General features: G+C 61.4%; 23 protein-coding genes. 9 read left to right on the plus strand and 14 right to left on the minus strand.

What is annotated here, in order from left to right; genetic code table 11:
* Positions 1 to 32 precede the first annotated feature (32 nt).
* The 3 genes from G6K99_RS16210 to G6K99_RS16220 form a co-directional block, all read right to left on the minus strand.
* Complete coding sequence (locus G6K99_RS16210; RefSeq protein ID WP_092660928.1) at positions 33 to 350, minus strand: 4a-hydroxytetrahydrobiopterin dehydratase; 318 nt, start codon at positions 348 to 350, stop codon at positions 33 to 35.
* Positions 351 to 370: 20 nt separating this feature from the next.
* A complete protein-coding gene (gene thpR, locus G6K99_RS16215) occupies positions 371 to 958 on the minus strand; it encodes an RNA 2',3'-cyclic phosphodiesterase (RefSeq protein ID WP_092659293.1) in 588 nt (195 codons plus the stop codon).
* 66 nt (positions 959 to 1,024) lie between these two features.
* The gene (locus G6K99_RS16220) at positions 1,025 to 1,675 is read right to left on the minus strand and encodes a GDSL-type esterase/lipase family protein (RefSeq protein WP_174197153.1); all 651 of its coding nucleotides are present in this window, start codon (positions 1,673 to 1,675) and stop codon (positions 1,025 to 1,027) included.
* A gap of 75 nt (positions 1,676 to 1,750) precedes the next feature.
* Here G6K99_RS16220 and G6K99_RS16225 point away from each other — a divergent pair, with 75 nt between their 5' ends.
* The 4 genes from G6K99_RS16225 to G6K99_RS16240 all read left to right on the plus strand — a co-directional run bounded on the left by G6K99_RS16225 (position 1,751) and on the right by G6K99_RS16240 (position 6,585).
* A complete protein-coding gene (locus G6K99_RS16225) occupies positions 1,751 to 2,461 on the plus strand; it encodes an ABC transporter ATP-binding protein (protein ID WP_062581638.1) in 711 nt (236 codons plus the stop codon).
* The gene (locus G6K99_RS16230; RefSeq protein WP_174197154.1) at positions 2,458 to 5,001 is read left to right on the plus strand and encodes an ABC transporter permease; all 2,544 of its coding nucleotides are present in this window, start codon (positions 2,458 to 2,460) and stop codon (positions 4,999 to 5,001) included. Before G6K99_RS16225 ends, G6K99_RS16230 begins: the two co-directional genes overlap by 4 nt.
* 156 nt (positions 5,002 to 5,157) lie before the next feature.
* The gene (locus G6K99_RS16235) at positions 5,158 to 5,904 is read left to right on the plus strand and encodes a Bax inhibitor-1/YccA family protein (protein WP_062581634.1); all 747 of its coding nucleotides are present in this window, start codon (positions 5,158 to 5,160) and stop codon (positions 5,902 to 5,904) included.
* 123 nt (positions 5,905 to 6,027) lie between these two features.
* Positions 6,028 to 6,585, plus strand: coding sequence for a GNAT family N-acetyltransferase (locus tag G6K99_RS16240; RefSeq protein ID WP_062462370.1), 558 nt, complete (start codon positions 6,028 to 6,030; stop codon positions 6,583 to 6,585).
* 6 nt (positions 6,586 to 6,591) lie between these two features.
* Here G6K99_RS16240 and G6K99_RS16245 read toward each other — a convergent pair whose 3' ends face one another.
* The 4 genes from G6K99_RS16245 to acnA form a co-directional block, all read right to left on the minus strand.
* Positions 6,592 to 6,981, minus strand: coding sequence for a DUF2794 domain-containing protein (locus G6K99_RS16245; protein ID WP_062462366.1), 390 nt, complete (start codon positions 6,979 to 6,981; stop codon positions 6,592 to 6,594).
* 326 nt (positions 6,982 to 7,307) lie between these two features.
* Positions 7,308 to 8,075, minus strand: a complete 768-nt coding sequence (locus G6K99_RS16250; RefSeq protein ID WP_174197155.1) for a thioredoxin family protein — start codon at positions 8,073 to 8,075, stop codon at positions 7,308 to 7,310.
* 177 nt (positions 8,076 to 8,252) lie between these two features.
* Positions 8,253 to 8,990 carry a sulfite exporter TauE/SafE family protein gene (locus G6K99_RS16255; protein WP_202048834.1) on the minus strand — a complete coding sequence of 246 codons (738 nt, stop codon included), beginning with the start codon at positions 8,988 to 8,990 and terminating at the stop codon, positions 8,253 to 8,255.
* Positions 8,991 to 9,183: 193 nt separating this feature from the next.
* Positions 9,184 to 11,877, minus strand: coding sequence for an aconitate hydratase AcnA (gene acnA, locus G6K99_RS16260; RefSeq protein ID WP_062462356.1), 2,694 nt, complete (start codon positions 11,875 to 11,877; stop codon positions 9,184 to 9,186).
* A 281-nt stretch (positions 11,878 to 12,158) separates the two neighbouring features.
* Here acnA and ccmA point away from each other — a divergent pair, with 281 nt between their 5' ends.
* Genes ccmA through G6K99_RS16285 form a run of 5 tightly spaced genes read left to right on the plus strand, consistent with a single transcriptional unit; the run spans position 12,159 to position 15,084 of the window.
* On the plus strand, positions 12,159 to 12,803 hold the full coding sequence (gene ccmA / locus G6K99_RS16265) for a heme ABC exporter ATP-binding protein CcmA (RefSeq protein WP_174197156.1): 645 nt from the start codon (positions 12,159 to 12,161) through the stop codon (positions 12,801 to 12,803).
* A complete protein-coding gene (gene ccmB, locus G6K99_RS16270; RefSeq protein ID WP_062581626.1) occupies positions 12,803 to 13,462 on the plus strand; it encodes a heme exporter protein CcmB in 660 nt (219 codons plus the stop codon). Before ccmA ends, ccmB begins: the two co-directional genes overlap by 1 nt.
* A 41-nt stretch (positions 13,463 to 13,503) precedes the next feature.
* Positions 13,504 to 14,286 (plus strand): heme ABC transporter permease, encoded by a 783-nt coding sequence (locus G6K99_RS16275; RefSeq protein WP_371816210.1) that lies wholly within the window; start codon positions 13,504 to 13,506, stop codon positions 14,284 to 14,286.
* Position 14,287: 1 nt separating this feature from the next.
* The gene (ccmD, locus tag G6K99_RS16280) at positions 14,288 to 14,473 is read left to right on the plus strand and encodes a heme exporter protein CcmD (RefSeq protein WP_174197157.1); all 186 of its coding nucleotides are present in this window, start codon (positions 14,288 to 14,290) and stop codon (positions 14,471 to 14,473) included.
* Entirely contained in the window at positions 14,470 to 15,084 is a 615-nt protein-coding gene (locus G6K99_RS16285; protein ID WP_174197158.1) for a DsbE family thiol:disulfide interchange protein, read from the plus strand. The genes ccmD and G6K99_RS16285 overlap by 4 nt, the downstream gene beginning before the upstream one ends.
* Positions 15,085 to 15,119: 35 nt before the next feature.
* Here G6K99_RS16285 and G6K99_RS16290 read toward each other — a convergent pair whose 3' ends face one another.
* From G6K99_RS16290 to G6K99_RS16320, 7 genes are all read right to left on the minus strand, one after another.
* A complete protein-coding gene (locus G6K99_RS16290) occupies positions 15,120 to 15,695 on the minus strand; it encodes a DUF2585 domain-containing protein (protein ID WP_371816221.1) in 576 nt (191 codons plus the stop codon).
* Positions 15,696 to 15,703: 8 nt separating this feature from the next.
* Positions 15,704 to 16,354: a septation protein A gene (locus G6K99_RS16295; protein ID WP_174197160.1), complete on the minus strand. Its 651-nt coding sequence runs from the start codon at positions 16,352 to 16,354 to the stop codon at positions 15,704 to 15,706.
* Positions 16,355 to 16,409: 55 nt separating this feature from the next.
* The gene (gene ftsY / locus G6K99_RS16300) at positions 16,410 to 17,786 is read right to left on the minus strand and encodes a signal recognition particle-docking protein FtsY (RefSeq protein ID WP_174197161.1); all 1,377 of its coding nucleotides are present in this window, start codon (positions 17,784 to 17,786) and stop codon (positions 16,410 to 16,412) included.
* 16 nt (positions 17,787 to 17,802) lie between these two features.
* Positions 17,803 to 19,089: a tRNA (N(6)-L-threonylcarbamoyladenosine(37)-C(2))-methylthiotransferase MtaB gene (mtaB, locus tag G6K99_RS16305; RefSeq protein ID WP_174197162.1), complete on the minus strand. Its 1,287-nt coding sequence runs from the start codon at positions 19,087 to 19,089 to the stop codon at positions 17,803 to 17,805.
* Positions 19,086 to 20,006: a diaminopimelate epimerase gene (gene dapF, locus G6K99_RS16310; protein WP_174197163.1), complete on the minus strand. Its 921-nt coding sequence runs from the start codon at positions 20,004 to 20,006 to the stop codon at positions 19,086 to 19,088. Before dapF ends, mtaB begins: the two co-directional genes overlap by 4 nt.
* 112 nt (positions 20,007 to 20,118) lie before the next feature.
* A complete protein-coding gene (locus G6K99_RS16315) occupies positions 20,119 to 20,706 on the minus strand; it encodes a biliverdin-producing heme oxygenase (protein ID WP_062581614.1) in 588 nt (195 codons plus the stop codon).
* A gap of 63 nt (positions 20,707 to 20,769) precedes the next feature.
* Positions 20,770 to 21,843, minus strand: a complete 1,074-nt coding sequence (locus G6K99_RS16320) for an MBL fold metallo-hydrolase (RefSeq protein ID WP_062462318.1) — start codon at positions 21,841 to 21,843, stop codon at positions 20,770 to 20,772.
* Positions 21,844 to 22,136: the final 293 nt, after the last annotated feature.

The following is a 22,136-nucleotide window of genomic DNA, read 5'->3' on the forward strand; positions in this document are numbered from 1 at the left end:
TGCATCAGCATATGGGAATGCCGGTGTGAAGTTCAATTCCGGGGCGTGACGATCCGTGCGCGAAATGCCTCGTCCATGGCTCGCGCCAGCTTAAAATCACGATCTGTCAGCCCCTTCTTCGCATGCGTGGTGAGTTGCACCTCGACACGCGAATAGCTGTTGGACCAGTCCGGATGATGGTCGAGTTTTTCAGCCGCCAACGCGCATTCCGCCATGAACCCGAAGGCTTGGCGAAACGACGCAAAGACAAAGCTCCTCGTGATCGCGTCGCCATCAGGGCCCATCGTCCAGCCATCGAGAGTGGCGATCTCGCGCTCGATCGCTTCTCTGTCCAGCACCTCATAAGCCATCAGCATACCTTCGCCAGAGACTAGAAACGGTGCTCGGCTGTTTCCATCTCGTCCTGGGCATAGCCGTAGCTGAGCTCGCGCAGCGGGAAGATTTCCTCCGTCAGGTAGGGCCCGCCACCGCAGGATTCCTTGGAAGACATCAGCACGAAACGCGGAACGACAAAGGGCGCGGTGTGAAAATTCCCGCGCCCTGAAAGGTAATGTACGACTTCATCGAGTCGGCAGTGTTTGAGACGTGCCAGAGTGACATGCGGCGTGAATTTCCGCGGATCCGGCGCCAGTCCGAGACGCTGGCAGATCCGCTCGGTTTCCCCCTGCAGCGCGTGAAGTTCGGGCGACGGGGAGACACCGGCAAAGATCGAATGCGGCTTCTTGGACCCGAACGAACCGATACCTGTCAGCTTTAGCTGGAATTCCGGACGGTCGATCCGGTCCAGCCGGTCGACGATCTCGTCTGCGGTCCGTCCGTCGATGTCGCCGATGAAGCGAAGGGTGATGTGATAGTTCTCCACATCGATCCACCGTGCGCCGGGGATGCCGCCACGGAGCAGCGACAGGCTCATCGCGACATTGCGTGGAACTTCGAGGGCGATGAAAAGTCTCGGCATAGGGACCTCCTCGAATCTTTTGCAGATGCTAACAGCGGAACATGCAACTCGCTTCCGCGCAAGATATTATTTTTGCTGACTACCGATGTCCCCAAGGAACGCTTCGACCGAAGGAAGGCTCTTTTCGACCATGGCTGCGACACCCTTTGCGTTCGGATGCATGCCGTCTTCGAGCTGCATTCCGGCAACCGTGGTCACGCCATCGAGGAAGAACGGATAAAGCGGCAGCGCGTGTTTCTTGGCGAGCCGTTCGTAGATCGGGTTGAACTTCTGCGCATAGTCGCTGCCCATGTTCGGCGGCGCCATGATGCCAACCAGATAGATCGCAATGTTGCGCGCCTTCAGCCGCGTGATCATCGCATCGAGGTTCTTTTCCGTCTGCTCGGGTGCGATGCCGCGCAGCGCATCATTGGCGCCAAGCTCAAGGATCACGCCATCAGTGCCATCTGGAACCGACCAGTCGATGCGTCCACGCCCGCCGGAACTGGTATCGCCGGACACGCCGGCATTGTTGATCGCCACATTGAGGCCCTTCGCCTTCAGCGCCGCCTCGAGCTGGGCGGTGTAGGATTCTGCCGGCGCCAGCTGATAGCCGGCCATCAGACTGTCTCCAAAGCCGACGATCTGGAGGGTCTTGTTCTGAGCGAAAACCGGGGCTGCGGTCAGTGCTGCCAGTATCATGACGAGGAATTGAAGCGGTCTTGCTTTAAAACGCACGATCGGTCTCCTAGATTTGGGCTTAACCGCAGCGCGGCATGAATTGCTCTTGAAGCCTATATAGGACGGTCTGCATTGACTAAAACCATCATCACGCTGCGAAAAGCCGATCTCACCCTCGGCAGCGCGGCGGCATCCGTTCACGTTTTGAAGAGCATGGATCTTGACGTCGACGCAGGAGAAGCGGTCGGCATCGTCGGCCCCTCGGGTTCGGGCAAATCGACACTGCTGATGGTGCTGGCCGGCCTCGAGCGTCTCGACAGCGGCGAGATCGTCATTAACGGCCAGGCGCTTCACAACCTTTCCGAAGATGCGCTGGCGGATTTCCGCGGCCGCAATATCGGTATCGTCTTCCAGTCGTTTCACCTCATCGCCAACATGACCGCGCTCGAAAACGTCGCGGTCCCGCTGGAGCTTGCAAATGCGAAGGATCCGTTCGAGATCGCCCGCCGCGAGCTGACAGCCGTTGGCCTGGGTGAACGCCTGCACCACTATCCCGGCCAGCTCTCTGGCGGTGAACAGCAGCGCGTAGCGATTGCCCGCGCACTCGCCCCCTCGCCCGCCGTGCTGATCGCGGACGAACCGACCGGCAATCTCGACACCGAGACCGGGCGCCAGATCGCCGACCTTCTGTTTTCCAAGCAGGCCGAGCGCGGCATGACGATGATCCTCGTCACCCATGACATTTCGCTCGCTGCCCGCTGCTCGCGCCAGATCCGCGTCCGCTCCGGCGAAATCATCGACGACGGAGCAGGCGCTCCGGCCGTTCAGGTCGCATCCGTATGATGGTCGCGGTCCCCCGGCTGAAAATTGCACTGCGCCTGGCATTGCGGGAAATGCGCGGCGGCCTTAGCGGCTTCTACATCTTCCTCGCCTGCATCGCCCTTGGCACCGGCTCCATCGCCGCCGTCAATTCCGTTTCGCGCGCCATTACCGAAGCGATTGCCGGCCAGGGCCAGCAACTGCTTGCAGGCGATATTCGTTTTGAGCTGAACAACCGCGAAGCGACCGAACAGGAACGCGCCTTCTTGAGCGGGCTCGGCCAAATGTCTGTCTCAACCGGCCTTCGCTCCATGGCCCGCAAGCCGGATGGATCCGAACAGGCGCTGGTCGAGGTCAAGGCCGTCGACGGCGCCTATCCGCTCTACGGCGAGTTTAAGGCCGAGCCGGCCGCGCCCCTGCAGGAACTCGTCGCCAAACAGGGCGAGACCTTCGGCGCACTGGCCGCTCCGCTTCTGCTCGAGCGCCTCGGCATCAAGACTGGCGACGAACTGTTGCTTGGCAATATCAGGCTCGTCCTGCGCGGCACGATCGCGTCGGAACCGGACGCGGTGTCCGATGGCTTCGGCTTTGCGCCCCGCCTGATGGTCAGCCGGGAAGCGCTGCAGGCGTCGGGCCTGATGGCAAACGGCAGCCTTGTCGAACACGCCTACAAGATCAAGCTGCGTGATCCTGCCAGCCGAACCGGGTTGGCCGATCGCGCCAACCGCGAGTTCCCGGCCGCCGGCTGGTCGATCCGAAGCAGCGACCGCGCAGCCCCCTCGCTTACCGAGAACGTCGAGCGCTTCTCGCAGTTTCTGACACTGGTCGGCCTCACCGCGCTGATCGTCGGCGGTGTCGGCGTGGCGAACGCCGTGCGGGCCTTCCTCGATGCCAAACGCACCACGATCGCCACGTTCAAGTGCCTCGGCGCACCCGCAACTGTTGTCACGCTGATCTACCTGTTCCAGATCATGGTTCTGGCAGTGATCGGCATTCTGGCCGGCCTCGTCATCGGCGCCGTGTCGCCCATCGTGGCACTGCGCTTTCTCGAAGGCGTGCTTCCGGTACCGGATGGCATCAACATCTATCCGTCGGCGCTTGGGCTTGCCGCCCTGTTCGGTCTGCTGATCACCTTTGCCTTCGCCATTCTGCCGCTTGGACATGCGCGCGAGGTCCCTGCCACAGCTTTGTTCAGAGAACAGAGTTTCGACACGGGCCGGCTTCCATCCTGGCCGTATCTGGCAGCCGCAGGCGCAGCACTCGCCGCTCTCGCAATCCTTGCGATCTTCTCGTCCGAAAATCACTTCGTCGCCTCGGTCTTCCTCGGCGCGGTCGCCTGCGCGTTCGTGCTGCTGCGGCTTGTGGCGGCGCTCATTGCGTGGCTTGCCCGTCGTGCCCCGCGCGTCAGTTCGCCGGCCTTGAGGCTGGCACTCGGCAATATCCACCGTCCCGGCGCCCTGACGCCCTCGGTCGTGCTCTCGCTCGGCCTCGGTCTGGCACTCCTGGTGACGCTGGCGCTGATCGACGGCAACATGCGCAACCAGCTGACCGGCAACATCGCCCGCAACGCGCCGAACTTCTTCTTCGTCGATGTCCAGAGCGCCGAAGTCGATGGTTTCCGCAAGCTGCTGCAGGAGCAGGCACCCGGCGCCAAGCTGTTCGAGGTGCCGATGCTGCGGGGTCGCATCCTCGCCTTCAACGGTCAGGATGTCAGTCAGATGAATGTTCCGGCAAAGGGCCGTTGGGTTCTGCGCGGCGATCGCGGCATCACTTACGCCAAGAACAAGCCGGAAAGCTCGACCCTGACGCAGGGTGAATGGTGGCCGGCCGACTATGACGGCGAGCCTCTCGTTTCATTTTCGGCGGAAGAAGCGGGCGAACTCGGCCTGAAACTCGGCGATACCGTCACCGTCAACGTGCTCGGCCGCAACATCACCGCCAAGATCTCCAGCTTCCGCAACGTCCAGTGGGAATCGCTTTCCATCAACTTCGTGATGGTGTTTTCGCCCAACACGTTCCGAGGTGCACCGCATGCCTGGCTTGCGACCCTCACCGATCCATCGGCAACGGCGCAGCAGGAAGCGACAATCCTGCGCTCCGTCAGCAATGCCTATCCGACCATTACGAGTGTTAGGGTCAAGGATGCGATTGATATCGTCGATCAGTTGATCGGCCAGCTCGCAACCGCGATCCGGGCGGCGGCCGCCGTCGCGCTGATCGCTTCGGTTCTGGTGCTTGCCGGCGCACTCGCCGCCGGAAACCGCGCACGCACCCATGATGCGGTGATCCTGAAGACTCTCGGCGGAACACGATCGATGCTCATTCGCGCCTTCAGCTACGAATACATGATCCTCGGCTTCGCCACCGCCGTATTTGCGCTTCTGGCCGGCGGGGTCTCTGCCTGGTTCATCGTGTCGCGCATCATGCGCCTTCCCTCCACCTTCCTGCCGGATGTGGCGATCACCACGGTTGTGGGGGCGCTTGTGTTGACGGTCGGCATCGGGCTTATCGGCACGTGGCGCGTGCTCGGCCAGAAGGCTGCCCCGGTCCTCCGGGAATTGTGATCGGGCCGATCGGGATCCATTGGCGCGCTTCCCCCTTGTATAGGCGCGGTTATCGCCTCATATTTGATGGTAGGCTTGCTGGGCTCCGCAGCGGCGCCTGGGTCTGACCGTTAGGGCCCGACACCGTGACTAATTCCGGAGCTTGAAGAGGATACTATGGCTGACTTCAACAACTATCAAAACCGAGCCGCCCAGACGGGTGCGCAATCGGGTGCGATGATCGATGAAGGCCTGCGCGCCTATATGCTCAAGGTCTACAACCTGATGGCACTCGGCCTGGCAATCACCGGCATCGCGGCATTCGCGACCTGGCAGATGGCCGTCGCCGATGGCCAGCTGACCCCCTTCGGCCAGCTGCTGTTTGCAAGCCCGCTGCGTTGGGTCGTGATGCTGTCGCCGCTCGCTGTCGTGTTCTTCCTGAGCTTCAGGATCAACAAGATGAGCGTAAGCGCCGCGCAGGCAACATTCTGGGGCTACGCCGCCCTGATGGGTCTTTCGCTGTCGTCGATATTCCTGGTCTTTACCGGCCAGAGCATCGTGCAGACGTTCTTCGTGACCGCAGCTTCGTTCGGCGCCCTGTCGCTCTACGGCTACACGACGAAGAGAAGCCTGTCGGCAATGGGCTCGTTCCTGATCATGGGCCTGTTCGGCCTGATCATCGCCTCGATCGTGAACATCTTCCTGGCGTCTTCGGCACTCGGCTTCGCGATCTCCGCGATTGGCGTGCTGATCTTCGCAGGCCTTACCGCCTACGACACGCAGAAGATCAAGGAAATGTACTACGACGCGGATGATGCGACGGTCATGGGCCGCAAGGCGATCATGGGCGCCCTGACGCTCTACCTCGACTTCATCAACCTGTTCACCTTCCTGCTTCAGTTCATGGGCAACCGTAACAACTGATCCACGGAATGGAAGACAGACCAGACGACACACAAGAAGGCGGCCGCAAGGTCGCCTTTTTTGTTGCCCGCCGGGAGGCTGCGTCATAGGCTTGCTGCCTCACTTCAAGCCCCAAGTCCTGCCATGCCCCAGCACCTTCGCGACGTCACAACCGACGACCTACCCGCCATCACGGCCATCTACCGGGACAGTGTGCTGAACGGCACCGCAAGCTACGAGATCACCCCGCCTGATCTGAAAGAGATGACCGCGCGCTTCCACGCCATCCGCGAGAAGGGCTATCCTTACATCGCCGCCATCGACGACGCCGGCGTCCTCATCGGCTATGCCTATGCATCCGCCTTCCGCACGCGGCCGGCCTATCGCTGGCTGGTAGAGGATTCGATCTATCTCTCTCCGGGGGCGCGTGGAAAGGGTGCCGGGAAGGCACTGCTGCAGGAACTGCTCAGCCGCTGCACAGCGCTCGGCTTTCGCCAGATGGTGGCCGTGATCGGTGGCGCAAGCCCCGCATCCGTCGCGGTCCACAAGAGCCTAGGCTTCGAAATGACCGGTACGCTGAAAGGCACCGGCTTCAAGCACGGTCAGTGGCTGGACACGGTCCTGATGCAGATTGCACTCGGCGAGGCTAGGGATACACCGCCTGACCCGACGGTCTATCCCGGTTCGCTGTTCACCGAGTGAACCAGTTCAGTCGATGAGCTTCAGCGCCTTGTCGAACACTTTCAACACCTGTGGCAGCTCGTGACCACGCTTCAGGATCACGCCGTTCGTGTTGATGACGGAATAGGCACCCTGCTTGTTGGCAAGCTTGGGGTTCTTCTCGATCCTGAACAGCGGCAGCTCGCCCGATCGCTTGAAGATCGAAAAGACGGCCTTGTCCTTCAGGTGATCGATCGCGTAATCCTTCCACTCGCCCTCGCCCACCATCCGACCATAGATCCACAGGATGGAGTCGAGCTCTCGACGGTGAAACGTCACGGGCGCAGGATCGAGGCTCTGTCGGTATTCGCTGAGATTGACGACGACGGCAGCATCGTGAGGCCGGTGGCCCCTCGGAAATTCAGGCTGATCGGTCATCAAGACTCCCAATCATAGATGTCAAAGCAGTGACAGTGTGCCCCGACATTTTAGAAATTGCAACGCTGCCATACCAGGTTACCGGCTGCCGCGATGTTTTCTGAGAAAGCCGTATTTCGGTCAAAACAGCGCCCGAATTGCAAGCGAGATTGTAGATGTTGGTTTGGCGCGTTCTTTAGCGCCATTTGGCCCGGTTCGGTTCGCTGACCCTTACCCCCAGCCCCCCAGTGGATTTGGACCGGGCCGCCAACAAACTTCCCGTCGAAAAGAATGAGCGCGCGGCGCTCCGCGACCAGCTTGCTGGTGAGCGGTGTTGGTATGCCCTGTCAGTCGTCCAGCTTCTTGCGCCCGGCCATCAGGATTGTTGCGCCGATGATTTCGGCCGGCTCGCCGTTCGGGCCCGATGCCTGAAGCAGGATTGCGCAACCGTCCTTCTTGGACTTGCCCATCAGCTTGCCTGGCAGTTTCAGCGAAATGGTCTGGCCGTTCCACATGCCAACGGACTGCACGTCGTAGACGCTATGCCAGTAATCCATGTTCTTGCCGCTGTTTTCGCCCTTCGTCACCTCGACCTGCTGCTTCTTCGTGAAGTAGGCGACGACGACTTCGGCCTCGGCCGGTATCTGTGCATTGCCGGCGCCGATCTCGATTTCGATCTCGTCTCCGTGCATGGCAGCCGAGACGGGAACAACCAGCCCCTCTCCCTTGCTGCGCATACCATCGACCTTGGAGTTGATGCCGACCAGATCCGTACCTTTGACATGATCGCGACCGTTGATGATGGCCTGCGGCGTGTAGACGCCGCTGCGGCCCATCGTCTTGGCATAGCCGTACTGACGCTCGGTATTCTCCTTGGAGGCAAGCGTATCGGTCCAGCCGAGATAGTTCCAGTAGTCGACGTGATAGGACAGCGCCACGACGTCGCCCTGGGCCACAAGCTGGCTGAACGTGGTGTCCGCAGGCGGACAGGAGGCACAGCCCTGCGAGGTGAACAGTTCCACGACGCCCTTCGGGGCCTTCGATTCCCCTGCCGAAGCCGAGCCTGCTATCAGCAGACCGGCAACGACGACCATGGAGCGAAAACGAAGCAGCATGAATGGCAAACCCTTTGATAGGTTGTTTGTTATCCACGATTGCGAGGGGCAATCAAGGCCATAACGGTGGGACGCCGGATAAGTAACCGCGGCACCGGTTCAAGAGGAAGTCACGAACGGGTGAGGATCCGACATGTGATCGCTCTCTGCGATCGCGTGTCCGGCCCGTTCCGCCTGTTAGAAAAAGCTCAGCAATCCCTGGGTCAGGTAGACCGCGCCGACGCCGGTCACCACCCATCGGGTCCAGTTCCGAAAATTGGCGTCCGTCATCTTTTGCAGGATACCGTTGCCAGCGCGTGCGCCGAGGATGGCGATTGGCGCTGCGAGCAGCACCGCCACCATGTCGACGGTCGGAAGGTTCGAAGCGGCATCCCAGTAGAAGGCGATCTTTGCCAGATGCGAGATCGTCTGGATCGACGCCTTGGTGGCGATGACCTTGCGCCGGTCCATCTCGGTGCGAATGAAGAAGATATCGACCGTCGGACCCGCCACGCCGACGCTGATCGTCATGCCGCCGGACAGCAACCCCGCAAGAAAAGCATGTGAAGGACGGGATGCATCGAGCTGCAGCCTGTTGACCGGCAGCCAGACGAGAACCGGCATCAGGCCGACACCGATCAGGACCACGATCAAGCTTGGCGTATAGCTCGTCAGAAACAGGATGACGGCGGAGACGGCCACGCCGGAACACAGGACCGAGAGGATCTTCCAGTCGATATAGGCGCGGGAGAACCAGGCGCGGGATCCGTTGGAGACCATCTGGATGACGCCCTGGATCGCGATGGCGGTGCCGACCGGATAGAGAAACAGCAGGACCCACAAGAGGATCAGCCCGCCCGCCATGCCGAAAATTCCAGACAGGAGCGACGTCAGGAAAACCGTGACGGCCATGCCGATGAAAATGATGAGGGACAAGGAATGAAGACCTTAACGTCGGTGGCCAAGGCGAAATGCTCACCACCGCATCCCCGTGCTGGTCAGGGGAATTGAGCGTACAGCCCAGGAATCCGGGCTGACGAAGTGTTGCGACAAGCGCAGCTACGAGGGTGAGCCGATCGCGCGTAAGAAATTCCACCCGCCGGTCTGACCGGCGGGTGGATGATGTTTGTTACGCGACCAGATCGCGAAGAACGGTCTGCAGAATGCCGCCGTTGTTCATGTAGATCACCTCGTCCAGCGTATCGATGCGGCAAAGGATGTTGATTTCCTTCACCGAACCGTCGCCATAGGTGATCTTTGCGATCTTCCATTCGCGCGGCTTGATATCGCCTTCGAGACCGACGATCTCGACCGTCTCGTCACCCTTGAGGTCGAGCGAGGCCCAGGTCACGCCCTCTTCGAAGACGAAGGGAACGACGCCCATGCCGACCAGGTTGGAGCGGTGGATACGCTCGAACGACTGCGCGATGACGGCCTTGACGCCGAGCAGGTTGGTACCCTTTGCAGCCCAGTCACGCGAGGAGCCGTTGCCGTATTCGACGCCGGCGAAGATGACCAGCGGCGTGCCTTCGTCCTTGTACTTCATGGCCGCATCGTAAATCGACATCTCTTCCTTGGACGGATAGTGGATGGTGTAGCCACCTTCCTTGCCGTTCGGGCCGAGCATGTGGTTGCGGATGCGGATGTTGGCGAACGTGCCGCGCATCATGACTTCATGATTGCCGCGACGCGTGCCGTACTGGTTGAAGTCGGCAACGGCGACGCCGTTCTCCGAGAGGTAAGCACCGGCTGGCGAAGCAGCCTTGATCGAACCGGCCGGCGAGATGTGGTCGGTGGTGATCTTGTCGCCGAACAGGCCAAGCACGCGTGCGCCGTGGATGTTCTTGAGACCGGTTCCCGTCTTGCCCATGCCGACGAAATACGGCGGGTTCTGCACATAGGTCGACTTGTCGTCCCATGCATAGGTGTCGCCGTCAGGGATCTGGACTGCCTGCCAGTTCTCGTCGCCCTTGAACACGTCCGCATACTTGCTCTCGAACAGTTCGCGGGTCACGTATTTCTGGATGAACTCCTGGACTTCCTTCGAGGTCGGCCAGACATCCTTGAGGAATACCGGCTGGCCATCGCTGCCGATGCCGAGCGGTTCCGTGGTCAGGTCCTTGCGCACCGAGCCGGCCAGCGCATAAGCGACGACGAGCGGCGGCGAAGCCAGGTAGTTGGCCTGGACGTCAGGCGAGATACGGCCTTCGAAATTGCGGTTGCCGGAAAGAACGCCGGCGGCAATCAGGCCCTTGTCGTTGATCGTCTTGGAGATCGGCGCCGGCAGCGGACCGGAATTGCCGATGCAGGTCGTGCAGCCGAAGCCGACGAGGTTGAAGCCGATCGCATCGAGCGAATCCTGCAGGCCGGACTTGGCGAGATATTCGCCAACAACCTGAGATCCCGGTGCAAGCGACGTCTTGACCCAAGGCTTGGACGTCAGACCCTTGGCGACTGCGTTGCGGGCGAGAAGGCCGGCAGCGATCAGGACCGATGGGTTGGACGTGTTGGTGCAGGACGTGATGGCGGCAATCGCCACATCGCCATGACCAAGATCGTAATCCGTGCCTTCGACCGGGTAGCGGTTTTCAAGCTGGCCCGGCTTCTTGTAGTCGGTGTCCATCGAGCCGGCAAAACCGGATGCGATGTTCTCGAGCGAGATGCGACCTTCCGGACGCTTCGGGCCGGCCATCGACGGCACGACGTCGTTGAGGTCGAGTTCCAGCGTGTCGGTGAAGACCAGCTCGGCACCGTCGGTGTCGCGCCACATGCCCTGAGCCTTCGAATAGGCTTCAACGAGCGCAATGCGCTCCTTGGTGCGACCGGACATGTGGAGGTAGCTGACGGTTTCGGCATCGACCGGGAAGAAGCCGCAAGTCGCGCCGTATTCCGGACCCATGTTGCCGATTGTCGCGCGGTCTGCGACCGGCATGTTGTCCATGCCTGGGCCGAAGAATTCGACGAACTTGGAAACCACGCCCTTCTTGCGCAGCATCTGCACGACTGTCAGCACGAGGTCGGTCGCGGTAACGCCTTCCTTGAGCTTGCCGGTCAGCTTGAAGCCGATGACTTCAGGTAGAAGCATCGAGACCGGCTGGCCGAGCATCGAGGCTTCCGCTTCGATACCACCGACGCCCCAGCCGAGAACGCCGAGACCATTGATCATGGTCGTGTGCGAATCGGTGCCGACGCAGGTGTCCGGATAAGCGACGGTTTCGCCGTCCTCTTCACTGGTCCAGACCGTCTGACCGAGATATTCGAAGTTCACCTGGTGGCAGATGCCGGTGCCGGGCGGAACGACGCGGAAATTCTTGAACGCCTGCTGGCCCCACTTGAGGAAGCGGTAACGCTCGCCGTTGCGCTCGTATTCGAGCTCGACGTTGCGGGCAAAAGCAGTCGGCGTGCCGAATTCGTCGACGATGACCGAGTGGTCGATGACGAGATCGACCGGAACCAGCGGGTTGATCTTTTCAGGATCGCCGCCGAGTGCCTTGATGCCGTCGCGCATGGCTGCGAGATCGACGACTGCCGGAACGCCGGTGAAGTCCTGCATCAGCACGCGGGCTGGACGATAAGCGATCTCAGCCTCGGCCAGACCCTTGTTGTTGAGCCATTCGGCAACCGACAGGATCTGGTCCTTGGTAACGGACTTTCCGTCTTCGAAGCGCAACAGGTTTTCAAGCAGAACCTTCATCGAGAAGGGCAGCTTGGAAACGTCCGGCAGACCATTCTGCTCGGCTTTCGGAAGGCTGTAATAGACATAGTCCTTACCGCCTACGGTAAGGACGGAGCGACAATTGAAACTGTCGACAGATTTAGCCACGGATAAACCCCGCTGATGTAAGAGCCAACACGCGCGTGCGGACGCCTATGCACTTCATGCACATCAGGATGCGGGTACGACCATTTCCGCTGTCCGCACGAAAGGACTTTTGATGATCCTCAAGTTCGGCGCTAGATGAAAATCACGCCGGCCGCTGGCGTGTTGCGATGCTTATAGATAATTTCTAAGAAGCGTTCCAGACACTTTGACGCAGGTCGCCAAACATTTTTTGGCAGCGATGTGATCGAAGGCTTAATCCGGCCCGAAAAGGCATAGACCATATGCGGCTGATTGCCGAAAATCTGAGTGCCCGGCGCGGCGAAGATCTGATCTTCCAGGGCGTGTCCTTCGCATTGTCTGGCGGCGAAAGCCTTGTTCTGACGGGGAAAAACGGATCGGGCAAATCCACGCTCCTGCGCGTCGTGGCAGGCCTCCTGCGCCCCGAAAGCGGCACCGTCATCTGGCAGGCGGACACGGCCGACAAGGGCACGCGGGCAGCCGAAGCCTGTCACTACCTCGGCCACCGCAATGCCATGAAAACCGAGCTTTCGGTGCATGAGAACCTGACATTCTGGCAGCAGTTTCTCGGCCAGTCCCCGCACGGCAACTGTCTCTCGGTCGACGATGCGGCCGATGCGGTCGGGCTTTCCGACATCACCCATCTGCCGTTCGGATATCTTTCCGCCGGCCAGCAGCGCCGCATGGCATTTGCCAAGCTTCTCGTCTCCTTCCGGCCGGTCTGGATCCTCGACGAACCGACCGCAGCCCTCGATGTCAGTGCCGAACGTGTGTTCACCGGGCTCATCGAATCACATCTGCGAAATGGCGGCATGCTGATCGCCGCAACGCACCAGTCGCTCGGACTGAAAAAAGCACAGGAACTGAAGATGGCAGGCTTTGCCGGTTTTGCGGAGGAGGTCTGGTGATGACCGCTCTCCTTCTGCGCGACCTGAAGCTTTCCGTCCGTGCCGGCGGTGGCGCGTTGATCGGCGTCCTGTTCTTCATCACGGTTGTCGCCGTCATTCCCTTCGGCGTCGGTCCCGATCTCAATCTCCTGGCGCGAATCGGTCCGGCGATCGTCTGGATCGGGGCGCTCCTCTCCGCCCTGCTCGGGCTCGACCGGATGTTCCAGACCGACCGCGAGGATGGATCGCTGGACGTGATGCTGATGCAGGAGCATCCGCTGGTCCTGACCGTGCTCGTCAAATGCCTGGCCCACTGGATCGGCAACGGCCTGCCGCTGGTCATCGCCTCGCCGCTGCTTGGCCTGTTCATGAACATGGACGAAGTGGCGATCGGCGCCACCATGCTGACGCTTCTGGTCGGCACGCCGGCGCTCACCTTTATCGGTGCCGTCGGCGCAGCTGTTGCGGTGACCCTGCCGCGCGGCGGGCTGCTTGTCTCGATCCTCGTCCTGCCGCTTGCCGTACCGGTGCTGATCTTCGGGGTCAGCGCCTCCTATGCGGCGGTGGAGGATCCCGCTCCATTCCTGCCACCTTTTCTGATACTGGTGGCAATCACGATGTTTTTTGCGGTGCTCGGGCCCCTTGGCGCGGCACTCGCTTTGAGAAACGCCGACGATTGATTAAGTGGAACCTCTTCTCGTCTTGAAGTAGAAAAGCCCTGATGTCCGAAAGCCTTGCCATCACCAAATTCAGCGATCTCGCCAACCCGACCCGGTTTCTCGGCCTGGCGTCGCGCGTCCTGCCCTGGCTGTCGGCGGTGACCGCGATTCTATTTGCAGCAGGCCTCTATCTGAGCTTTGGCGGCGAAGGCGACTATCAGCAGGGGCTGACGGTTCGCATCATGTATGTGCACGTGCCCGCGGCATGGCTGTCGATGATGTGCTACACGGTGATGGCGCTTTCGGCGATCGGCACGCTGGTCTGGCGCCATCCGCTGGCAGACGTTGCCCACAAGACCGCCGCCCCGCTCGGCGCCGCTTTTACGCTGATCGCTCTTGCCACCGGCTCGCTCTGGGGAAAGCCGATGTGGGGAACGTGGTGGGTCTGGGATGCGCGGCTCACCTCCGTCTTCGTGCTGTTCCTGATGTATCTCGGCCTGATCGCGCTCAACCGCGCCATGGACGATCCCGGCAAGGCCGCACGCCTTTGCGCCATCCTCATCCTGGTCGGCTTCGTCAACATTCCGATCATCAAGTTCTCGGTGGATTGGTGGAACACGCTGCATCAGCCGGCAAGCGTCATTCGCATGGGCGGATCGAGCATCGACGCGTCGTTCCTGCGGCCGCTGCTTGTCATGGCACTTGCCTTCACGATGCTGTTCTTCACCCTGCACATCGCTGCCATGCGCAACGAGATCTGGCGTCGCCGCGTGTCCGCGCAGCGCCGGATGGCAGCAAGAATGGCAGGCGACAAGCCAGGCCTGACGATCGAGAAGAGCACCTGACATGAGCCACACATTCTATATCGCCATGTCCTATGGAATTGCCGGCCTCATCTCGCTCTGTCTGATCGCCTGGGTCTGGCTCGATGGCCGCGCCCGCCGAAGGGAACTTGCGCAGCTCGAGGCCGCCGGCATCCGCCGCCGCTCGGCAACGGCGCCGGCCAAGGCGCCGGAAGGCGGCAAGGCATGAGCGCCGAACCCTCGTCCTCGCAGGACATCCAGCCGAAACGCCGCGGTCTAGCCCGTTACGCCTTCGCGCTCATCCCGCTCCTTGCCTTTGCAGGCTTTGCCGCAATCGCCGGCAAGATGCTATACGACCAGGATGTCAACGGACGCGACATCTCCACCATTCCGTCAGCCCTGATCGGCAAGAAGGCGCCATCTCTGGTGCTGCCGCCTCTCGAAGGCTCGCAGACCGCGGCGCTGACCTCATCAGCCATTGCCGGCAAGCTGACGCTGGTCAATGTTTTCGCCTCCTGGTGCGTCCCCTGCCGGCAGGAACATCCGATCCTGAAGCAACTGGCTGAAGACAACAGGCTCACCATTGTCGGCATCAACTACAAGGACCGCAACGACAACGCGCTGCGCTTCCTCGGCGAACTCGGAAACCCCTACAAGGCGATCGGCATCGATCCGAACGGCAAGTCCGCGATCGACTGGGGCGTCTACGGCATTCCGGAAAGCTATCTCGTCGGCCCCGACGGCACGATCCTCTACAAGAAGGTCGGCCCCTTCGACACCCGCAGCGTCACCCAGGATCTGCTACCGGCAATCGAAAAAGCGGCCGCAGGTAAAGGCTGAGCTGGCACTTGCTGATTCTGAACCTCGCTCAACGCCTAAACCGCGTTTTGCCAGACCTTGATGGCATCCACGGGCCAGACCAGCATCAGCACGTTGAGGACGAGGTTGTCGCGGATCAGCCAGCCGGTGAAGAGCTCGAAGAACACGGCGATGCACACCGTGAGCCAGACGGGCGCGCGTGCGGCAACTACGAAGCCGAGCGCCATGAACACCGTATCCATCGCCGAGTTGATGATGCTGTCGCCTGAATAGCCGAGCGCCATCGTCGCGGTCCGGTAGCGATCGATGATAACGGGAGAATTTTCGGCGATCTCCCACGCGGCCTCGAGGAGGACGGCAAGCGAGAGCCGGGCCGGCACCGACGCTCGGCGCAGGATCAGCCAGCCGAGCCCGTAGAACAGAAAACCGTGGATGATGTGGGACGGCACATACCAGTCCCCCAGATGCTGGGAATTGCCTGACGAATTCACATCAGGCTCAAACAGTTTGATGTAGCCGCATTCGCAGATCGGAATGCGGCCCATCGCGTAGAGAATGGCGATCTGCGCCACAAACAGGACCAGTGCTGCGAGAAGCCAGCGTCGTCCGGATGAACCGCTTGAGGGCAGCACCCCGGCAGTCACACCTCGGAACCTGATTTCGGCTCTTCGACGGAGTGGCGCATGATCAGCGGCATCTGCGAAAGGGTGAACAGGATGGTGATCGGCATCGTGCCCCAGACCTTGAAGTTGACCCAGGCCTCGTCGGAGAAATTGCGCCAGACCACTTCGTTGAGCACGGCGAGAAACAGGAAGAAGATCCCCCAGCGCAGGGTGAGCTTTCTCCAGCCCTCTTCATTCAGGCTGAAGGCGGCATTGAAGACATAGCCGAGCAGCGACTTGCCGAAGAAAAGCCCGCCGAGCAGCACCACGCCGAACAGCGTGTTGACGATGGTCGGCTTCATCTTGATGAAGGTCTCGTCCTGCAGCCAGATCGACAGCGATCCGAACACCATGACGACCACGCCCGAGACAAAGGGCATGACCGGAAGGTGCTTGAAGACGATCTTGGAGATCACCAGCGAGATCACCGTGGCAACCATGAACAGCGCGGTTGCCACCAGAAGCGGGCCCCCAACAGCCGAAAGCGCCGGGAATTTCTGCACCAGCCATTCGCCGCGCAGGTTGCCGAAGAAGAAAACCAGGAGCGGCCCCAGTTCCAGCGCCATTTTCAGGCCCGGATGCTTCTTCTCGTCCTTGGTCGGCGTGGTGTCGCTTTCAATCGTCTGCATGGGGTCCAACTTCAAAGCCAGTAATTGCCTGGATCAAATTCGTTTCTGTGTGCCATCAATGCGGCGCGGGCGCCAGCCCGGCAATCGCTTCGGCGAAATCCTTGGCCTCGAAAGGCTCGAGATCGTCGACCCCTTCGCCGACGCCGACGAAATAGACGGGCAGCTTGTGCTTGGCGGCGATCGCGACAAGGATACCGCCACGCGCAGTGCCGTCGAGCTTGGTCATGATCAGACCGCTGACGCCGGCGATATTGCGGAAGATCTCGACCTGGTTCATCGCATTCTGGCCCGTCGTCGCATCGAGCGTCTGCAGCACCGTATGCGGCGCGTCCGGATCGAGCTTGTTCAGCACGCGAACGATCTTTTCGAGTTCCGCCATCAGCTCGGTCTTGTTCTGCAACCGGCCGGCCGTGTCGATGATCAGCACATCCGACTTGTTGGCACGCGCCTGCTCGAAAGCGTCATAGGCAAGGCCTGCCGCATCGGCGCCAAGCTTGGTGCCGATGAACTGCGATCCCGTGCGGTCGGCCCAGATCTTCAGCTGTTCGATGGCAGCTGCACGGAACGTATCGCCGGCGGCCAGCATCACCTTCAGCCCCGAGCCCGAAAGTTTCGCCGCCAGCTTGCCGATCGTCGTCGTCTTGCCGGTGCCGTTGACGCCGACGACGAGAATGACATGCGGCTTGTGGCTGAGATCGAGCTGCAACGGCTTGGCGACCGGCGTCAGCACCTTGGTGATTTCGGCCGACATGATGCGCGACACATCCTCGCCGGTCACGTCCTTGCCGTAGCGTTCGGAAGACAGCGTGCCGGTGATGCGCATCGCGGTCTCGACGCCGAGATCGGCCTGGATCAACAGATCCTCGAGATCCTCGAGCGTCTGGTCGTCCAGCTTGCGCTTGGTAAACAGCGCCGCGATCTGGCCAGTCAGCTGCGACGAAGTCCGCGACAGACCTTCGCGCAGACGCTGGAACCAGGTGAGTTTGGCAGGCGGCACAATGGTGACCGTTTCCGGTTCCGCGCTGGCGGTGGAAAAGCCCTTGGGAAGAACGGGCGCCGGCAGCGGGGCGGAATCAACATCTGCCGCCGCTTCGGCTTCGAGCAGCGACAGCGGCACGATACCGAGTTCGGAGGTTTCCTCGACACCCGGGAGAATGGCAGCGTCGTCCTCAATGGCGGTCTCTGAAACCGGCGCGTCGACGTCAGCCATGTCGGCCGGCGCATCTGACACCGGTCCGCCGGCAGTCTCCATCTCGATCGCGGCCACCGGATCGACAGCGGCAACGGGCAGGTCTTCCGCGCGTGTCTTGGGTTCAAGCTCCGCCTGAACGGAATCCGCTTCGGTGATCGGTGCCGGAGCGCGATCTTCGACCTGCTGTTCGGGGGGGACGTCGCCGAAGGTGAAGACGCGTTTGATGAAACTCAGTGCCATAAGAAATCCGTTCCGGTCAGGCCGCCCGCTCTGTGGCGGGAGCGGCCATGACCCGCATGTCGAGATGTTTGCCGTTATGGCCAGTTATCATAATGCGCTGGACGTTCCGGGGAACCAGCCCCGGCACGGCGACCAGCGAAAAGTTTTCGGTATGCGCCAGGCCGTTGTTTTCGACGATGACGATCTGTTCGGTCCCCACCATGCGGTCGAGATGGGCTTTATGCAACGCCTCACCCGTTGCGCGAAGCCGTGCTGCGCGCTCCTTGACCAGTGCCCGGTCGAGCTGCGGCATCCGCGCAGCCGGCGTTCCGGGACGCGGGCTATAGGGGAAAACATGCAGAAAGGAAATGCCGGCGTCCTGCGCAAGCGTCGCCGAATTTTCAAACATCTCTTCCGTCTCGGTCGGAAACCCGGCGATCATGTCGGCACCGAACGCGATCTCGGGCCGCAGCCGCCGGGCCTGTTCCACGAAGGCGAAAGCTTCGGCGCGGCTGTGGCGGCGCTTCATCCGCTTGAGGATCATATCGTCGCCATGCTGCAGCGACAGATGCAGATGCGGCATGAAGCGCGGCTCGTCGGCGATCAGATCCCAGAGGTGATTATCCGCCTCGATACTGTCGATCGACGACAACCGCAGCCGCAGGATGTCAGGCACCTGCTTCAGAAGCGTCTTCGCAAGAAGCCCGAGCGTCGGCTGGCCGGGAAGGTCGCCGCCGTAGCTGGTGGCATCGACGCCGGTCAGAACGATCTCGCGATACCCGCTTTCGACAAGCCTGCGGGCCTGTTCGACGACCCCACCCATCGGCACCGAACGCGAATTGCCGCGACCGTAGGGAATGATGCAGAAGGTGCAGCGATGGTCGCAACCGTTCTGGACCTGGATGAAGGCGCGCACATGACCATCGATATGGCGGATCATCTGCGGCGCGGTCGCCTTGATGCTCATGATATCGTTGACGCGCAGCTTTTCTTCCGACGACACGCCGAAATCCGGAAGCGCGCGGTAGGATCGGCTGTTCAGCTTTTCCTCGTTGCCGAGCACCATGTCCACTTCGGGCATCTCGGCAAATGTCTGCTTCTCGGTCTGGGCGGCGCATCCCGTGACGACGATCCGGGCATGGGGATTGTCACGACGCACGCGGCGGATCGTCTGGCGGGCTTGGCGCACCGCTTCCGAGGTCACAGCACAGGTATTCACCAGCACGGCATTGTTGAGCCCGGCCTTTTCGGCCTCCGCCCGCATCACTTCCGATTCGTAGGTGTTCAGCCGACAGCCAAAGGTGATGACCTCGACGCCACTCAATGGACCTTCGCCCCTTGGTAAGCGCCCTGCCCGACTTCCTCGTCACGCGAAAATTCACCGGTGACCGGATCGACCTTGCCGGACCATTCCCATTCCGCAGGGCCGGTCATCACCACGTGATCGTCGGCCCGCCACTCGATGACGAGCGGCTGCCGGGTGGGCGCTGAGGCAACGTCGATGGTAACCGTGCGACCGGTGCGGCCGGTGCGGGCAGCCGAAACACCCGCGGCGCAGGCGGCGGAGCCGCAGGCAAGCGTCAGCCCCGCGCCGCGTTCCCATGTGCGGGTGCGCAGCGACGTTTCCGATGTCACCTGCGCCAGGGTGATATTCGCCTTTTCCGGAAAGATCGGATGGTTTTCGAGAAGCGGTCCGAACCGTTCCAGATCGAAGTCCATCGGGTCGCGATCAACCCAGAAGATCGCATGCGGATTGCCGATCGCCATCGCAGACGGCGAATGCAGGATCGGCGCATCGATCGGGCCGATCTGCAGCTCGATCCGGCTGGTATCGTAGAATTCTTCAGACAGCGGGATCTTGTTCCAGGCAAAGGCCGGCTTGCCCATATCGACCGAGATCGTGCCATCCTCGTGCTCACGCGCATTGAGAATGCCGGCGACCGTCTGGAAGGTGAAAACCTTGCGGCCAGTCTCGGAGCTCAAGGCCTGCACGACGCAGCGCGTGCCGTTGCCGCAGGCCTGGGCCTTGCTGCCGTCGCAGTTCAGGATGTCGATAAACGCATCGGTACCCGCTATCTTCGGATCGTGGATCGCCATGATCTGGTCGAACTGGGTCGCAGCATCAGCGTTGAGCGCAACGGCTGCTTCCGGCGTGACCTTGTCGGCGCGACCGCGCATGTCGATGACCAGGATCTTGTTGCCAAGCCCGTTCATGCGCGCAAATTCGACCTGTTCTGCCATGATTGCCAACCCGTGCGGTAAATTACCGGTCATCGGCCGTATATGGCGGAAATCGCCACGAATTGCCAGTAGCGCGCGCAACTTGTGCGGCGAGCGCCATTCTCCGATCGTGTCATCCGAAGATCTGGTCGACCAGCGCATGCACCCGGCGGAACGCCGCCCTGGCGCCTTCTGCTGCCTCGAGTTCCTCTGCCTCGGTCAGCAGAAGCTCGTTATAGGCCGAAACGAAGTTGCGCCAGTGCAGGCCGCGGCCGTCCGTGTGGCCGGCCAGATGCCGCGCACCGAAATCGTCGGACAACCCGAGCTTGGCCGCTTCCTTGCGCAGGAAGGCTGCCCCGAGATTGGAGCCCTCGGCGACGTAGAGCCAGCCGAGCGCGGTCGCAGGGTTCAGGGGGCCGGTCGTCGATCCCAGCTGTTCCGGCACGCCGCCGAGATCCGCGATGTCGTGGCGAAGCGCTTCCAGCCGGCAACGCTCGGCAAGGCCGGGCAGCAGCCGGTTGAGTTCGGCGGCCGCGTAAAGCGGCGCGACATCGGCGTGAAACCGATGCTGGACGTCGAGAAACAAGGCATAGCGCTCGCGATTGGCGAATGGCTCCGCCCGCATGATCCGCTTGTCGAGCGTATCATGCGTACCCGCTGTCTGCGCCTTGAGGCGCTGGATGCGAGTAGCGTCCGTCAGGCGGCCCAGTTCGATCTGCATATCTTGCCCCAAATACTCATGTTTCCGCATCAAGCAAACTGTGGAGCGGCTCGTCAAGCTCCGTCACGCCGGAACGTCGAAAACCTCACCTGCCCGCATCGGCCGGAATCGTTCACGCGCAATACCACGACTGTCGAGCGCCGCAAACAGCGCCTCCACCGGCTGGTCGATGCCCTCGTCGGTCAGCTTGACCGTGCCCCAGTGATGCCCGGCAACGAACGAGGCTCCACAAAGCTGCATCCCTTCGACGGCTTCCTGCGGATCCTGGTGCTGCGCCTTCATGAACCAGCGCGGCTCATAGGCGCCGAACGGCAGGTTCGCCAAGCGGAAAGGACCATGCTTACTGCCCGCGGCGCGATAGTTGACGCCCTCGTGAAATCCGGTATCGCCCACATGATAGACCTTGCCGGCCGGCGTTTCAAACACGAAGGCCGCCCACAATGCCTTGCGCCTGTCGCCGAGACCCCGCGCCGACCAGTGATGGCAGGGCTCGCAGTGAAACACGACGCCGGGCGCGACTGTCTCGCTGCCGCCCCAGTCCATGACCGTGATCTTCGCATCCGGAACCTTCGAGCGGATGATCGCATCATTGCCGAGCGGGGTGATGAAATGCGGCTTGTCGCGTCCCTCAAGCACCCAAAGCGTTTCGAGATCCATGTGGTCGTAGTGATTGTGGGTAACGAGCACGATATCAATCGGCGGCAGATCACCGATGCGGATGCCCGGTGGATTGACCCGCTTGGGCCCGGCGAAGGAGACCGGACTGGCGCGCTCCGACCAGACCGGATCGGTCAGAATATTGACGCCGGCAACCTGGATCAGCAGCGACGCATGGCCGACCATGGTGACGACAAGACGATTGCCGGTCACGCGCGTCTCCGGCACGGCCTGCGGAAACGGGCTGGCAAACGTGTCCGGCCAGGGAATATTGCCGTTGCCGAACTTCCAGCGCAGCAGATCGAGAGTTCCGCGCGGCTCCTCTCCGCCGGGATTGAAGAAATGCGTTCCGTCGAAGTGATCGGACACCGGCCCGGAATAATAGCTGTTGGCTGCCATGGCACCTCGTGCGGTCAACCCGCCGGCAAGGGCCACCACTGCGCCGATCCCGGACCATTTGAGAAAATTGCGACGTTTCATGAGGTCTGTTCGATCACCAGGGTTTGCAAGAGCTGCGCCATCAAGGCCACCTCTATCTAGGTTCGCATATATCCCCTATAGAATACGGCAATTCGTGCACGGGCGGAAGCTTGCGGCAACATCAGATCTCCGGCATCTCGTCAGCGGACGCCCTCGCCCGCGGCAAAACCCCGGCGCGCCTTGACTTCCAACCCCATTTCCTGTTTAAGCCCGGCAATCTGCTGACAAGTCCGAGAACTTGGAGCCGCCGACCGGGAGCCGAACTATTCGGAAACCCGGAGGTCAACACCCGA

Source organism: Neorhizobium sp. AL 9.2.2, from assembly GCF_013317225.1.
Lineage (GTDB): Bacteria > Pseudomonadota > Alphaproteobacteria > Rhizobiales > Rhizobiaceae > Neorhizobium > Neorhizobium soli.

Bases quoted from the DNA above. Each gene is read 5' to 3' on its own strand.
- G6K99_RS16210 (WP_092660928.1), bottom strand. From the start codon at position 350: ATGGCTTATGAGGTGCTGGACAGAGAAGCGATCGAGCGCGAGATCGCC.
- thpR (WP_092659293.1), bottom strand. From the start codon at position 958: ATGCCGAGACTTTTCATCGCCCTCGAAGTTCCACGCAATGTCGCGATG.
- G6K99_RS16230 (WP_174197154.1), top strand. From the start codon at position 2,458: ATGATGGTCGCGGTCCCCCGGCTGAAAATTGCACTGCGCCTGGCATTG.
- G6K99_RS16235 (WP_062581634.1), top strand. From the start codon at position 5,158: ATGGCTGACTTCAACAACTATCAAAACCGAGCCGCCCAGACGGGTGCG.
- G6K99_RS16240 (WP_062462370.1), top strand. From the start codon at position 6,028: ATGCCCCAGCACCTTCGCGACGTCACAACCGACGACCTACCCGCCATC.
- G6K99_RS16245 (WP_062462366.1), bottom strand. From the start codon at position 6,981: ATGACCGATCAGCCTGAATTTCCGAGGGGCCACCGGCCTCACGATGCT.
- G6K99_RS16250 (WP_174197155.1), bottom strand. From the start codon at position 8,075: ATGCTGCTTCGTTTTCGCTCCATGGTCGTCGTTGCCGGTCTGCTGATA.
- ccmA (WP_174197156.1), top strand. From the start codon at position 12,159: ATGCGGCTGATTGCCGAAAATCTGAGTGCCCGGCGCGGCGAAGATCTG.
- ccmB (WP_062581626.1), top strand. From the start codon at position 12,803: ATGACCGCTCTCCTTCTGCGCGACCTGAAGCTTTCCGTCCGTGCCGGC.
- G6K99_RS16275 (WP_371816210.1), top strand. From the start codon at position 13,504: ATGTCCGAAAGCCTTGCCATCACCAAATTCAGCGATCTCGCCAACCCG.
- ccmD (WP_174197157.1), top strand. From the start codon at position 14,288: ATGAGCCACACATTCTATATCGCCATGTCCTATGGAATTGCCGGCCTC.
- G6K99_RS16285 (WP_174197158.1), top strand. From the start codon at position 14,470: ATGAGCGCCGAACCCTCGTCCTCGCAGGACATCCAGCCGAAACGCCGC.
- G6K99_RS16295 (WP_174197160.1), bottom strand. From the start codon at position 16,354: ATGCAGACGATTGAAAGCGACACCACGCCGACCAAGGACGAGAAGAAG.
- ftsY (WP_174197161.1), bottom strand. From the start codon at position 17,786: ATGGCACTGAGTTTCATCAAACGCGTCTTCACCTTCGGCGACGTCCCC.
- dapF (WP_174197163.1), bottom strand. From the start codon at position 20,006: ATGGCAGAACAGGTCGAATTTGCGCGCATGAACGGGCTTGGCAACAAG.
- G6K99_RS16315 (WP_062581614.1), bottom strand. From the start codon at position 20,706: ATGCAGATCGAACTGGGCCGCCTGACGGACGCTACTCGCATCCAGCGC.
- G6K99_RS16320 (WP_062462318.1), bottom strand. From the start codon at position 21,843: ATGAAACGTCGCAATTTTCTCAAATGGTCCGGGATCGGCGCAGTGGTG.